Source organism: Pacificibacter marinus (assembly GCF_900109555.1).
In the GTDB taxonomy this organism is placed as follows: domain Bacteria; phylum Pseudomonadota; class Alphaproteobacteria; order Rhodobacterales; family Rhodobacteraceae; genus Celeribacter; species Celeribacter marinus_C.
Genome location: NZ_FNZV01000025.1, coordinates 1 through 13,363, shown reverse-complemented (window position 1 = coordinate 13,363; position 13,363 = coordinate 1). Strand labels below are relative to the sequence as shown.

The following is a 13,363-nucleotide window of genomic DNA, read 5'->3' as shown; positions in this document are numbered from 1 at the left end:
AGCGCGCGTCACGGTCATCATCGTGGGGTCTATGATTTTCCCCTGTCTGAGGATTGGAAAGCATGGATGGCGGTGTCTGACACGCCGCTCGAAAAAGACGACATGGGCGAATTTATTGAGACGCAGGCCAAGAACATCATGGATCCGACGCCCGCGATCCTTGCCGGCGTACAGGATGATAAAAACGACGATTGGGAAAACCGCCTGATTGAAACCGCGTGCAAGATTGAAGGTCGATACGGCCAGCTCACGCAGCTGCTGCAAATGTCCAAACAGTTCTTGGTCAATGAAACCAGCGACCTCAAACTGACCACCAACCGCGACACTGGCGAAGCGGAAATGAAGTTCATCAATGAGCACAAAGGCCTCAACGGTCAGCCGCTCAACCTGCCAAACTTGATTATTATTGCCATCCCGGTGTTTCTCAACGGCCCGCTGTACCGCATGCCCGTGCGCTTTCGCTACCGCAAGACCGGCGGTCAGGTGAAGTTCATCCTGTCGATCTACAACCCCGAGAAAGCCTTTGAGGCGTCCTTCGATGAGTCCCTCGACCTCGCCGTCGCGCACACCGACCTGCCGCTGTTTAAAGGCACGCCGGAAGCGTGATCTCTTTTTCTGGACCTTGGAAACAGGGGCCAGCGATGGAGATGAAGGCCACAGGTAAGCAGAGATTTATGGAGAACGGTCATGAGTAAAACATTGCAGTGTATTGCCCGCCCCGGCTTGCACTCTCAAAAACCAGCATCGCCATCAGGCAATCGAGCCGGCATCGATGTAAAAACAGTCCAGCAAGTGTTCGCGACAGGCAACAGCGCCGTCGACGGAAAAGCACCGATTACAATCGCCAAAGCACCATGGGAGTGAGCAGTATTATGCAACAAAAAACACCAATATTTGTCAGAATGAGAGATGCGAAAGCAGTATTCGGCGTGTCACCCGACACGATCCGGCGTTACGAACTCCAAGGATTGCAGGTCCATCGGGTCGGAAAACGTATCTCAAGTATTCGCGTTACCGACTATGAGGAATTTATTATTAAGAATTCTGAGGTATGTGGGGCTAAGCGTGGGGCTGAGTAGCTGCTATCTGAAATTATTAAATAAAATCAACAAATTGTGGTGCTGCTGGGGAGAATCGAACTCCCGACCTCTCCCTTACCAAGGGAGTGCTCTACCTCTGAGCTACAGCAGCACTGTGGGCGGCTAATTAGACTTGAACGGGACGCGGCGCAAGAACCTTTTCGCTAAAACTGCGGGCCGCGCGTGTTTTTCTGCGAATCCCTTTATTTAGGCTCTTACCAACATAAGCACACGACACGTATAAAACTTGCCCGAAATCCGCCTATAAATGCTCTGTGCGGCACTGGACGCGATTGCCCCCAGCCGTTACATGTCACCTCATGAAAAACAAACCTGTCACTCCACAGTCCGCCAAAAAACCTGTTTCAGCCCGCGATGCGCGCCTGAAAGCAGCGCTCAAGGCGAATTTGACACGGCGCAAGCAATTGAGCCGCGCCAAGTCTGCTGCGGAAAAGGCAGAAGAAAAGAGCGAGTGAGGCACAGGTTATGGATTCGATTTTGGTAAGAGGCGGCGGACCGCTAAATGGTGACATTGAGATCGCAGGTGCGAAAAACGCCTGTTTGACATTAATGCCTGCGACGCTGTTGTCCGATGAGCCTTTGACACTCACCAACGCGCCACGTCTGTCTGACATCAAAACGATGACAGCCTTGCTGGAATCACTGGGGGCAGAAATCAAACCCATGCAAGAGGGCAAGGTTCAAACCATGTCCTGCCACGGGGATGTAAACCCTTTTGCGGATTATGAAATCGTGCGCAAAATGCGGGCATCCAACTTGGTGCTAGGCCCCCTTTTGGCGCGTCTGGGCCATGCGGTTGTGTCCTTGCCCGGCGGCTGCGCAATTGGTGCGCGCCCGATGGATTTGCACGTTGATGCGCTGACCGCACTTGGTGCCCAGATCGAATTACGTGACGGGTATCTGCACGCGAAAACCCAAGGTGGCCTCAAAGGCGCGGTGCACAAGATGCGCTTTGCCTCTGTGGGCGCGACGGAAAACTTTATTATGGCAGCCACGTTGGCCAAAGGCACATCGGTGCTGGAAAATGCCGCCCGCGAACCTGAGATCGTTGATTTGGTCGCTTGCTTGAAAAAGATGGGCGCGCAGATTGAAGGCGAAGGCACGTCACGGATCGAAATTCAGGGCGTAGATCGCCTGCACGGCGCCACGCATCCTGTTGTCACAGACCGCATTGAGTTGGGTACATTTATGCTCGCCCCTGCGATTTGCGGCGGCGAAGTCACCTGTTTGGGCGGCAAGATGTCTTTGGTCGAAAGCTTTGCCGAAAAACTTGATGCAGCGGGTGTTTCAGTTACGGAATCCGCGCGCGGGTTGACGGTGAAACGCAAAAGCGACCGCGTACAGGCTGTCGATGTTGTGACTGAGCCGTTCCCAGGCTTTCCAACCGATTTACAAGCGCAGATGATGGCCCTTTTGTGTACGGCTGAAGGCACATCCAATCTCGAAGAAACCGTATTTGAGAACCGCTTTATGCACGCGCCTGAATTGATCCGCATGGGCGCGAATATCGAAGTGCATGGCGGCAAGGCGATTGTCCACGGTGTGGAACGCCTCAAAGGGGCACAGGTTATGGCAACCGATTTGCGCGCCTCTGTATCACTGATCCTTGCGGGACTTGCGGCCGAAGACGAAACCGTGGTGAGTCGCGTGTATCACTTAGATCGCGGCTATGAATTTGTTGAGAAAAAACTATCAGGTATCGGTGCTCAAATTGAGCGGATCAAGGTATAACACATGACCCAAGATGCACGTTTCGAAGACGGTGGCGACAAGCCGCTGCAACTCAAGGCACACGACAGTGAGGACCTGACAGTTCTGTCCTCACTGTGCCAAGATGCGGTCGTGCCGATGGGCGAAATTTCATATAATACAAAACAACGCCGCTTTGCGATGCTGCTCAACCGCTTTCGTTGGGAAGACGCCGAGCGCGCCAGCACACGCAAACGTCCCGTAGAGCGGGTGCAATCTGTGCTCTTGTTCGATGACGTTATGTCCGCCAAATCGGCGGGTCTATCCGCTTCGGATAAAGACACGGTCATTTCCGTTCTATCCATCACCTTTGTGCCCACACAAGATGGCGCGGGTCAGGTTGAAATCACGCTTGCGGGCGATGGCGATATTTTGCTTGAGGTCGAAGCACTTGATGTGACGCTCAAAGACGTGACGCGGCCCTATATTGCGCCCTCGAAAAAACAGCCTGATCATTCCGACTAAGCGTTCAGCGGAAAAACGTTTGCGGACCGCAAACAATACCAACCTAAATTGCGGCCCGTGTGCCTAAAATCTCCTTCAAGTGCGGCGCACCACAAGCCCGCGCTTGAGCCTATCGCAGCAGCGCGCTATGTGAAGGGTAAGGAGAGCGTGATGCCACATTTTTTGAACACCCAAGACACCGATTTTGAAGCCCGTTTTGTAGAGCTGCTCGCGATGAAACGCGAAGACAGTCCTGACGTTGATCATATCGTGGCGGGTATCATCGCAGATGTGCGCGCACGCGGTGATGACGCTGTTCTGGAATTGACGGCTAAGTTTGACCGTATGGATTTGACCGCAGATAAAATGCGGTTCACCGATGCTGAAATTGATGACTATTGCTCTCAAGTGTCACCCGAGGATCGCCAAGCGCTCAACCTCGCGGCCACACGTATTCGCGATTACCATCTGCGCCAAATCCCGCAGGATCAAATGTGGACTGACATGGACGGCGCGACATTGGGCTGGCGCTGGACGCCTGTGTCAAACGCGGGGCTCTACGTGCCCGGCGGTGTCGCGACATATCCAAGTTCAGTGTTAATGAACGCGATTCCGGCCAAAGCGGCGGGCGTCAAACGCTTGGCTATCACAGTCCCCACGCCGGACGGTGTGGTCAATCCGCTGGTCTTGCTGGCTGCGCGCATTGCAGGTGTTGACGAAATCTACCGTATCGGCGGCGCGCAGGCGATTGCGGCACTTGCCTATGGCACGCAGACCATTCCCCCCGTTGACAAAATCACGGGGCCAGGAAATGCCTTTGTTGCAGCAGCAAAACGTCGTGTGTTTGGCAAAGTTGGCATCGATATGATTGCCGGCCCTTCTGAAATTTTGGTGATTGCGGACAAGAACAATGATCCTGACTGGATCGCCTTGGACCTACTGTCGCAAGCCGAACATGACGAAAGCGCACAATCTATTTTAATCACCACAGATGCAGATTTCGGGACAGCCGTTGCCAAGGCCGTAGACAAGCGACTTGAAACCCTTGAGCGCCGCGCCATTGCAGGTAAATCATGGGCAGATTTTGGCGCAGTGATTGTGGTGCAAAACCTTGACGAAGCAGCCACATTATCAGACCGTTTTGCGCCTGAGCACCTTGAGCTTTGTGTTGATGATCCGGATGAATTGTCCCTGCAAATCGAACATGCGGGCGCTATTTTTCTAGGGTCTTACACGCCTGAGGCCATTGGTGATTATGTTGGTGGCCCGAACCACGTGCTGCCTACTGCGCGCTCTGCACGTTTTTCATCTGGCTTGTCCGTTTTGGACTTTATGAAACGGACGACTTTGGCAAAAATGACCCCTTCTGCGCTTGCGGCGATCGGCCCTGCGGCAGAACGGTTGGCCAAATCCGAAAGCCTTGAGGCGCATGGATTGTCCGTGCGCGCGCGGCTCGACAGATTAAATGGAGACCACGATGAGTAAGCTGATCGCGGTTAAAATTGACGATCGCGGGCTGTCCGCTCCGACCCCTGAGATTGAACAAGAACGCAAGGTCGCGATTTTTGACTTGCTGGAAGACAACAGTTTCGCCCTGCCCCAGCGCACGGACCGAGATGTTCCAAAAGGGCCGTTTAAACTGCTGCTTTGCATCAAAGAACGCCGCCTTGTGTTCGATTTGTCCAATGAATCCGATATCACCGAAGCTGAATTCCATCTGTCACTCGGTCCATTTCGCCAAGTTGTGAAAGATTATTTTCAAATCTGTGAAAGTTATTTTGACGCTGTAAAACAAATGGCGCCAGGGCAACTGGAAGCCATAGACATGGCACGCCGCGGCATTCACAATGAAGGCGCGCGTGTGCTGCAAGAACGCCTAGAAGGCAAGGCCGACGTCGATCTGGACACCGCGCGGCGTTTGTTTACACTGATTTGTGTCTTGCATTGGGGAGCATAGAATTTGGCGGCAAACATTCCCAGCTCAATCCTATTTTGCTGTGATCATAACGCAGCGCGTTCGCCAATGGCCGAAGCCTTGATGAAAAAACTCTATGGCATGCAAGCTTATGTTCAATCTGCCGGCGTTATGGGAGACATGGATATTGACGGCTTTGCTGTCACTGTGTGCCAAGAAATCGATGTGGAAATATCGCGTCATCAAGCGCGCTCGTTTCAGGATTTGCACGAAGTTGGCGAACATATGTCATCCTATGATTTGATCATAGCTCTGTCGCCCGCGTCGCATCACAAAGCGTGTAACCTGACCAAACTCTATCACATCGACGTCGAATACTGGCCCATTGCCGACCCCACAGCCACCAGCGAAAACCGTGAGGCCAAGCTCGAATCCTATCGTAGCGTCCGCGATGATATCAAAGCGCGCATGATTGAACGGTTTGGTCCCCCAAGCGCCCCTCAAAGCTGATTTAAGCCAATTGATACGCTGAAAATTGCTTTCAAAGCCTTCATTTCATGAACTTTGCGGCAAATTTACCAAAAAACCATTCGAAAAAGAGCACCCTGCCTCAAATGGCGCTTGAAAAGATCGGGGCAAAGGCGCATTTACTGTCCGCCCGCACTATGGCGGGTGAATTTTACAGGAGTGAACATGGCCAAGGAAGAAATGCTCGAATTTCCCGGTGTCGTTAAGGAACTCTTGCCGAACGCGACATTTCTGGTCGAGCTGGAAAACGGCCATACGATCATCGCTCACACGGCAGGCAAAATGCGCAAGAACCGTATTCGCGTTCTCGCAGGTGACAAAGTTCAATGCGAAATGACACCATACGATCTGACCAAAGGTCGGATCAATTACCGTTTCCGTTAATCGGATCGCAGCGGTACACATGAAACTGATCCTCGGTTCAGGCAGCCCGCGCCGGAAGGAACTTCTGGCGCAGCTCGGCCTTACCCCCGATGACATCCGGTCCCCTGACATTGACGAGACACCTTTGAAAGGTGAACTGCCACGTCCGTATTGCACACGTATGGCCCGCGAAAAAGCGCAAGCCGTACCACGCAGTAAAGACGAGGTTGTCTTGTGCGCCGACACGACAGTCGCACTTGGGCGGCGTGTCATGGGCAAACCCCAAAATGAAAAAGAAGCCGCAGAATTTTTGCTGGCCATGTCAGGGCGTCGTCACAAAGTGATTACGGCCGTGGCCGTGGCGCGTGGTGATTTGGTCTATGAGGCCGATGTCGTGACCGTGGTGAAAATGAAACGCCTGTCCGATGTTGAATTGAACACGTATTTGGCGTCAAATGACTGGCAAGGCAAAGCTGGTGGTTACGGTATTCAAGGGCTTGCAGGCGCTTTTATTCCGTGGATTCAAGGCAGCTATTCTGCCGTTATGGGCCTGCCCGTGGCCGAAACAGCCGCATTGCTCACTGCCGCAGGCTACCCTGTTTATGGAGATCGCACATGATCGGCACTGTCATCGCACTTGGGATGCTCAAAGATCAAAAAGCCGCCGCCTTTATCAAAGATGGCCGCCTTGAAGACCTGATCGTAGATGCAGCTGGCGACGATGCGCCCCCCGTGATCGGCGCGATTTATCGTGCCCGTGGCGGGCGGATGCTAAAAGGTATGGGTGGTGCAATGCTAGATATGCCGAACGGTGAAAGCGCATATCTAAAAGGCAACAAGGGTCTAAAACCTGGCGCACCGATGCTGGTGCAGGTCACCCATATGTCCGAAGACGGCAAAGCCGTACCTGTGACCACACGCCTGATTTTTAAGTCAAAATATGCGATCATCACGCCAGATGCTCCGGGGCTTAACATCTCTCGCATCATTCGTGATGAAGACGAATTACTGCGCCTGCATGATTTGGCCAACACAGGTATGGACGACGCGGATGAGACGCTTGGTCTGATCTTGCGCTCGGCCTGTGATGGGGCTAAATCTGATGACATCGCGGATGACATCGCCAATATGCGTGGTCTTGCAGAGGCCGTGATGGCCGATGTCGCAGGCACGCCAGAACTATTGGTGGATGGCCCCGACGCATGGGATGCAGCATGGCGTGATTGGGATACGCCCGATGTATTTGACGACTCTGAAGCCGCATTTGACAACCACGGCGTACATGAAATGGTTGATGACATCCTTGCAACGCGCGTGTCACTCAAAACTGGCGGCCACGCCTATATCGAGCCAACGCGTGCATTGGTTGCGGTGGATGTGAACACGGGCGGTGAGTTTTCGACCGCCGCGGGGTTCAAAGCCAACCTGTCTTTGGCGCGCGACCTGCCCCGCCAGTTGCGTTTGCGCGGTCTTGCTGGGCAAATCACCATCGATCTTGCCCCGATGCCAAAAAAAGAACATCGCGCCTTTGAGCAATCCTTGCGAGCGGCGTTTAAAGCGGATGGGTCTGAAGCTGTCATGGCGGGCTTTACCCCGCTTGGCCACTATGAGATCCAAAAGAAACGCGAGCGCGTACCTTTACGTGACATCCTGAAATGAGCTGCCCTATTTGCCAAAAAGAGGGCGATGTTAAGTATCGCCCTTTTTGCTCAAAACGGTGTGCTGACGTGGACCTGTCACGCTGGTTGAGTGGCACCTATGCCGTGCCAAGTCTGCGTGAAGAAGGCGAAGAAGAGGTCGCGCGTGCCTTTGAAGAAAGCTTGCGCAACGCCAGCAATGAAGCACTTGATGCGATTACAAAAAAACCTCACTAAATGCGCATTTTAGCTCTGGACACCGCCCTTTGCGGCGACTAAACAACGCAAACCCAGAACGCGTAAGTGTTCATCCGGTGCCCGGGTAGCTCAGGGGTAGAGCAGTGGATTGAAAATCCTCGTGTCGGTGGTTCGATTCCGCCCCTGGGCACCATTCTTTCTTTTTGGTATTTAGCATCAAATAGTTAGATCACGTTTTTGTCCCACCAGATATAACCCCTCCCAAAAGTGGGACACTTTTGTCCAGCGTTTGTTCTGGCGCAAGACGGCGAAGCGCGCTTTCCGCTCGTATCTTTTGACTTGCGGCGCGGGTGTATCTGGTGACTTCCTTGCTGGTGCGGTGTCCGGTAATCGCCATGATTTCTTGTTCAGTACAGCCCCGTTCAGCCAAACGTGCGGCGGCTGCTTTGCGAAGCCCGTGAACAGAACAATTTTGAAGTCCAGCCTCATCACACCATTTACGGAAACGGTTACCAAAACCATTGGAAGTGAACGGTCGGTTGAAGGCGGTGACAAGGAATGTCAGATCGCCGGTGGGTGTGGCGTCGATAATTTCCTGCAATTCGGAAACGACAGGGATTTCCATCCGTACGGGCTTACTATTGCGGCCCTTGTGCTGAGTGAAAATCAGCCACCCATCGCGGACATGTTGCCTGCCCAGCGTCACCAGATCGGCGCGGCGCTGGCCTGTGTAGACCGCCAAAGCGAGCGCGAGACGGGCTGGTGTCCCAATCGGGTGGGCATCCTCAAATTTCTCAATCTCGCCCAGAGACCACGAATGAAAGCCGTCGGGGTTGCCCTTCAGGTATTCCACTTTGTCTGCTGGGTTGTCGTCGTGAAGGTCATAGCTGAGCGCGAAACGGTAGAGCTGGCGCAACGCTTTCACCATGCCATTGGCAGCTTCGGGGCGGTCGGCCATTTCATCGCGGCGGACGCGGATATGACGGGGCAGCAAGAGCGCAAAAGGTTTGTCGCCATCGTTCTTGTTCTGGCAAAAGCGTTCAAAAATCGAACGACGGACTTTTTGTGTCCTTGGGTCCAGTTCGGTGAACATGGCGCTTTTGTAATACTGAACGCAAAGCCACCGGACACTGCGCGGCACGACACGACCCACCTTTACAGTTTGGGCCTTGGCCTCTTTTGGAGGGCTCGCCGCGCGGCGATAGTCAGTCAGGAACTCGGGTGATCCGGCGGGGCCGCGCAAGCGGACTTTCCGGCCATCGCGACGGAAATAAAGACGCACGTTTCCGTGCCTGTCCACATCCTCTACCACATATTTCAAACGGAATTTCATAGAATCCTCGGTCATCTAATTATCCCAAGGATTGTGGTCTGAATCGTCACCGCCGGGCAAGGCATCAAAAAATTGGTCCAGAGAACGCACGTCATAGACCCACCGCCCGTCTATTTTCTTGGGCTTTGGCATCCTTCCATCCGTCACCATAGCGTCAAATTTCGACGCACCGACTCCGATGTATTCCGCCGCCTCCACGCGCGACAGCCCCCGCCGCGAGGGCGGCGGAAGGGCGTTGCGAGAATATGTGGAGACGGTTGACACTAGGTAGCCACACCAATGGATGCGATAATCGGGGCAAATAGTATCTTCAAATCGACAATAACTTTGGCCCGCGATGGGCTTCTGCCCAAAATCTCGTTGGCTTCGGTTTCTTCCTGTTCTGGCGAAAGTTTGTCCTCAAAATGGAATTCAGCTTTAAGCCTACCATTCTCGACGAATCCAGGCTGTTGAAGCTCAACGGTTAAAAACCAATGCTCATCTTGGGCTACCCCATTGATCGCATCCTTAAGCCCACCGCATGAACGAATACCTCCATCAAACCTCAACGAAGGTGGGGCGTAGCTTTTTCCCAAAAAATCACGCGCAGCGGCTTCACCAATCGGAGCAAAAGCTCGCAGATCCATAGTTAGACCGGCAAGTTCCATGTATAGGACTGCGCGATACACCTCCACCTTGGGAAAAGCGTATGTGCCGCGCTGGTCTACAACACATCCTTCAGAAAGCAAGCCGCGCTTCGCCATGTACCTAAAACGGTTTAGGGCAGCGTTATGCTCTTTGGAGACCATGCCATTCGCCATGCAGTAGATCTCATGTATTTGGCTTGCCGTGTACAAATTGGTCATCAATCACTCCTTGTATTTTTCATACTACAACATGTCTAGCGATAACGCCAGATATTTTAGCGATGTCGCTAGAGATTGTCTTTTGTAGACCAACCGACCTCCAAAGAGGTGTCATCTATACCTCTCCTGGCCGTAAAAAATTTGCAAATTTCGAGTGCGCATCACCATTGCCACATCTGACAGATGTGCCTACTCTCACTACACAATACATTTTTAGTGCATAAGGCTATTTTTCGCCGTGTTAGACCAAACATTTTCCGCAAAGAACTTCCACACAATCTCTGAAATTGAGAAGCGACGTGGAAGGGTGCCTGATCTCAAATTTTTCCCAGAGGTCACGAAGAAGACCGAAATCCTCAAAGAACGCATAGAAGACTGCAAGGATTTCAGAAGAAACCAAATTGGCAAATACAGTGACGGTGACCAGGCCATATTCAATCATTTGCGTGATATGCGAGAGGCAGCGCGGGACAAAAGGGATGAACAACTTCTCAAATGCCTCGAAGTTGTTGCGAAAAACGTATCTAAGAAAAGCTATTCAATCGATTTTGAGAAACTTGCCGGCCCAGGTGGAAAGCCAGTTTACCAAATCAAAAAAGATGTGCCTGAGCATCACTATGCAGAGAAGCAAATATCGAGGAACTTAAGTAAGCTTTACAAGGTCAAGCAATCAAACCGAAACCAGATTGTATCTCAACTATCCAATATATTGATGGATGAATTTCCCTATCACTTCATAAGAACAGACATTTCTAGCTTTTATGAGAGCATAAATCACGCCGCATTAGTTCAGAAACTTAGAGACGACCAATTACTCAGTCAAACAGCCCTCCGCTTGACTAGAAACATGCTTGAAAAATTTTCCAGACTTACAGGGACCCCTGGAATGGGGCTACCTCGAGGGATAGGTCTGAGTGCCTACCTCGCTGAATTATACATGCGAGATTTTGACGAAGCAGTCCGTGGCATCGAGGATGTCGTTTACTCTGCTAGGTATGTAGATGACATCGTTATCATATTTGCCCCTACGCCAATGTCCAAACCTAAGGAATATATGCCCCAAATCGAGAGCGAAATGAGCAAGAAAGGGCTGGTAAGGAACACCATAAAAACCGAGGAATCAAAATTTGAGGCTGATGGGACTTCTCGAGGACGTTCTGGCTTGAAATTTGAATATCTTGGTTACGAATTTAACTTTGAACCAAAGCCAATAATTCGCCTTAGCGCGTCAAAAAATGCCAAATATGAAGCTCGGTTGAATGCTTCATTTTCCCGTTACTACGCGGACAAGACTACAAACTCGAGAAAGGCCTATAGGCTACTGCTGAAGCGAATCCGGTTTCTTACTGGCAACACCCAACTCACTCATAACAAACAAAATGCCTTTGTAGGGATATACTTTGGCAATCCGCATCTGACCGACACCCAGCAACTGAAGAATCTTGATCACAAGCTAACAAACCTCATTTCCAAGGTGCCAAGCGCAAGCCTAAAGGCAAAACTTGGTACACTTTCGTTTGTCGACGGTTATGAACAACGCATCTTTAGGAGGTTTCATAGAAAGGGTGATTTTGGTAAAATTACGGAGGCTTGGAAGTATGAATAATAAAAAAGTCCTGAAGCCAAAATACAAATATCAGCGCCCGATTTTAACGGAAATGCTCCCTTTTGAAGTGCCCCCTTCGTTTAGCAACGGTGGATTTTTTCACTTTTTGACTAAGTATAATGTCAGAATTGATCAAAGAGGTACTGAACTGAGAGTCATATGGGAATGTGACTCTGATGACGCAGATGCTGCTATTTCAATTATTTTTGGCATTTCACCCACGCGCATAGGCGCACCTATTACAGAGACGATCAAGCGTGATGGTGTTGACGTTTATCTGCGTCGTTGGAAGTTCACTGACACGTGGACCAGACCGTTTCAGTTCAAGATAAATCACAAAGAAAACGACTACCGCGAGCTATCCGTCATTCACCCGCGAAACCAGCTTTTAGTTGCCGATTTCTATGACAGAAACAGTGCCCAAGTTTTGTATCATTGTGGACGAAGTAATTTTTCAATTAGACGGCCAGACTCTGTTGTTAGCTCAACCAAGTATTCCGATAGGCTTGACCTGAGCCCCAAGTCTCCTCCAGCCTTGCGCGGAGTCCTTGGGGTTAAATCTTTGGCGTTAGGCCGCCATCTTGTCCATTGCCTTTCTCTGCAAAAATTCCATCGGGGTGAGGTTGCCCAATGCTGAATGTGGTCTGCGCCAGTTGTAATCCTCCTGCCATTCTTCAAGCGTGTTGCGGGCATCGCGCAATGTGCCAAACAGCGTTTCGTTGAGACATTCGTCTCGAAGCTTGCCGTTGAAGCTTTCGATAAAGCCGTTCTGCTGGGGCTTTCCAGGCGCGATGTAATGCCAATCGATACCCGTTTCCTGAACCCATTTGAGGATCGCCATACTGGTGAACTCAGTGCCGTTGTCTGAAACTATTGTCTTCGGCATGCCTCGTTCTGCGATCACCTTGTCCAGTTCACGAGCAACGCGGTGTCCGGACAGCGATGTATCAGCAACCAGAACCAAGTTCTCACGACTGAAGTCATCGACGACTGCCAAGATGCGAAACCTGCGCCCGTCTGTCAGCGCGTCTGACACGAAGTCCAAGCTCCAGCGTTGGTTCGGGCCATCCGGCAGCACCATTGGCTTCCTTGTGCCCAAAGCACGCTTTCTGCCACCTCTGCGGCGCACCTGCAGCTTCTCTTCGGTATAGATGCGCCTGACTTTCTTGTGGTTCACAGTAAAACCTTCCCGCGTGATCATCACGTGGACACGACGACAACCAAACCGTCGCCGTTCCCTCGAAACCCGCTTGATGGCATCCCTTAGCTCGGCATCATCACCCCGTCGCGACAGATACCGCACCGAAGAACGATCAACCTGAAGCACTTCACACGCCCGCCGCTGACTGACCTGATGAGCGTCCATCAGATGCGCCACCGCTTTCCGCTTTCCAACGGGCGTCACCATTTTTTTGAATTGATGTCTCGCAACATTGCGTTGTCCAACATCTGTTCTGCCAACAGCTTCTTCAGCTTGCCGTTCTCGTCTTCCAACGCTCGCAACCGCTTCGCGTCAGACGGCTCCATGCCGCCATACTTCGATTTGTATTTATAGAACGTCGCCGAACTGATCCCGTGCCGCCGACACACATCAGCGGTCTTCTCGCCAGCTTCCTGCTCCTTGATCATCGCAATGATCTGTTCG

The 13,363-nt window shown here is 51.9% G+C and carries 17 protein-coding genes and 2 tRNA genes; 15 read left to right on the top strand and 4 right to left on the bottom strand.

What is annotated here, in order from left to right:
• Both BM025_RS18335 and BM025_RS19275 read left to right on the top strand, forming a co-directional pair.
• A partial coding sequence (locus tag BM025_RS18335; protein WP_139204605.1) for a DUF2303 family protein occupies positions 1–606 on the top strand: 606 nt, incomplete at its 5' end.
• Between the two features lie 81 nt (positions 607–687).
• Entirely contained in the window at positions 688–864 is a 177-nt protein-coding gene (locus BM025_RS19275; protein ID WP_170842237.1) for a hypothetical protein, read from the top strand.
• Between the two features lie 252 nt (positions 865–1,116).
• Here BM025_RS19275 and BM025_RS18325 read toward each other — a convergent pair.
• Positions 1,117–1,191: transfer RNA gene (locus BM025_RS18325), tRNA-Thr, on the bottom strand.
• Between the two features lie 208 nt (positions 1,192–1,399).
• Between BM025_RS18325 and BM025_RS19270 the strand changes: the two genes are divergently transcribed.
• The 11 genes from BM025_RS19270 to BM025_RS18275 all read left to right on the top strand — a co-directional run bounded on the left by BM025_RS19270 (position 1,400) and on the right by BM025_RS18275 (position 8,127).
• Positions 1,400–1,555 (top strand): hypothetical protein, encoded by a 156-nt coding sequence (locus tag BM025_RS19270; RefSeq protein ID WP_170842236.1) that lies wholly within the window; start codon positions 1,400–1,402, stop codon positions 1,553–1,555.
• Positions 1,556–1,565: 10 nt separating this feature from the next.
• The gene (gene murA / locus BM025_RS18320) at positions 1,566–2,831 is read left to right on the top strand and encodes a UDP-N-acetylglucosamine 1-carboxyvinyltransferase (RefSeq protein WP_085850822.1); all 1,266 of its coding nucleotides are present in this window, start codon (positions 1,566–1,568) and stop codon (positions 2,829–2,831) included.
• A 3-nt stretch (positions 2,832–2,834) separates the two neighbouring features.
• On the top strand, positions 2,835–3,314 hold the full coding sequence (locus BM025_RS18315) for a DUF2948 family protein (protein ID WP_085850823.1): 480 nt from the start codon (positions 2,835–2,837) through the stop codon (positions 3,312–3,314).
• A gap of 150 nt (positions 3,315–3,464) precedes the next feature.
• Entirely contained in the window at positions 3,465–4,778 is a 1,314-nt protein-coding gene (gene hisD, locus BM025_RS18310; protein WP_085850824.1) for a histidinol dehydrogenase, read from the top strand.
• Positions 4,771–5,250: a UPF0262 family protein gene (locus BM025_RS18305; protein ID WP_085850825.1), complete on the top strand. Its 480-nt coding sequence runs from the start codon at positions 4,771–4,773 to the stop codon at positions 5,248–5,250. Before hisD ends, BM025_RS18305 begins: the two co-directional genes overlap by 8 nt.
• A gap of 3 nt (positions 5,251–5,253) precedes the next feature.
• Entirely contained in the window at positions 5,254–5,718 is a 465-nt protein-coding gene (locus tag BM025_RS18300; RefSeq protein WP_085850826.1) for an arsenate-mycothiol transferase ArsC, read from the top strand.
• A gap of 183 nt (positions 5,719–5,901) precedes the next feature.
• Positions 5,902–6,120: a translation initiation factor IF-1 gene (infA, locus tag BM025_RS18295; protein WP_085850827.1), complete on the top strand. Its 219-nt coding sequence runs from the start codon at positions 5,902–5,904 to the stop codon at positions 6,118–6,120.
• A 19-nt stretch (positions 6,121–6,139) separates the two neighbouring features.
• Positions 6,140–6,718, top strand: a complete 579-nt coding sequence (locus BM025_RS18290) for a Maf family protein (RefSeq protein ID WP_085850828.1) — start codon at positions 6,140–6,142, stop codon at positions 6,716–6,718.
• Positions 6,715–7,758: a ribonuclease E/G gene (locus BM025_RS18285; protein ID WP_085850829.1), complete on the top strand. Its 1,044-nt coding sequence runs from the start codon at positions 6,715–6,717 to the stop codon at positions 7,756–7,758. Before BM025_RS18290 ends, BM025_RS18285 begins: the two co-directional genes overlap by 4 nt.
• Positions 7,755–7,973, top strand: a complete 219-nt coding sequence (locus tag BM025_RS18280) for a DNA gyrase inhibitor YacG (protein WP_085850830.1) — start codon at positions 7,755–7,757, stop codon at positions 7,971–7,973. The genes BM025_RS18285 and BM025_RS18280 overlap by 4 nt, the downstream gene beginning before the upstream one ends.
• 79 nt (positions 7,974–8,052) lie before the next feature.
• Positions 8,053–8,127: transfer RNA gene (locus BM025_RS18275), tRNA-Phe, on the top strand.
• 36 nt (positions 8,128–8,163) lie between these two features.
• Here the strand turns inward: BM025_RS18275 and BM025_RS18270 are convergent.
• Together BM025_RS18270 and BM025_RS18260 are read right to left on the bottom strand one after the other, a co-directional pair.
• Positions 8,164–9,282, bottom strand: a complete 1,119-nt coding sequence (locus tag BM025_RS18270; protein ID WP_085850831.1) for a tyrosine-type recombinase/integrase — start codon at positions 9,280–9,282, stop codon at positions 8,164–8,166.
• 248 nt (positions 9,283–9,530) lie between these two features.
• Positions 9,531–10,112: a hypothetical protein gene (locus BM025_RS18260; protein WP_085850833.1), complete on the bottom strand. Its 582-nt coding sequence runs from the start codon at positions 10,110–10,112 to the stop codon at positions 9,531–9,533.
• Positions 10,113–10,350: 238 nt separating this feature from the next.
• Between BM025_RS18260 and drt3a the strand changes: the two genes are divergently transcribed.
• Positions 10,351–11,718, top strand: coding sequence for an antiviral reverse transcriptase Drt3a (gene drt3a / locus BM025_RS18255; RefSeq protein ID WP_085850834.1), 1,368 nt, complete (start codon positions 10,351–10,353; stop codon positions 11,716–11,718).
• Positions 11,711–12,355 carry a hypothetical protein gene (locus BM025_RS19025; RefSeq protein ID WP_139204604.1) on the top strand — a complete coding sequence of 215 codons (645 nt, stop codon included), beginning with the start codon at positions 11,711–11,713 and terminating at the stop codon, positions 12,353–12,355. Before drt3a ends, BM025_RS19025 begins: the two co-directional genes overlap by 8 nt.
• Here the strand turns inward: BM025_RS19025 and BM025_RS18250 are convergent.
• Positions 12,287–13,363, bottom strand: a protein-coding gene (locus BM025_RS18250; protein ID WP_090875365.1) for an IS3 family transposase whose coding sequence is annotated in 2 segments (ribosomal slippage) — positions 12,287–13,137 and positions 13,137–13,363 — 1,078 coding nt annotated over the 2 segments. Because the reading frame shifts where the segments join, the coding sequence is not laid out codon by codon here. This gene is flagged as partial in the annotation. The two genes, BM025_RS19025 and BM025_RS18250, sit on opposite strands and share 69 nt — an antisense overlap.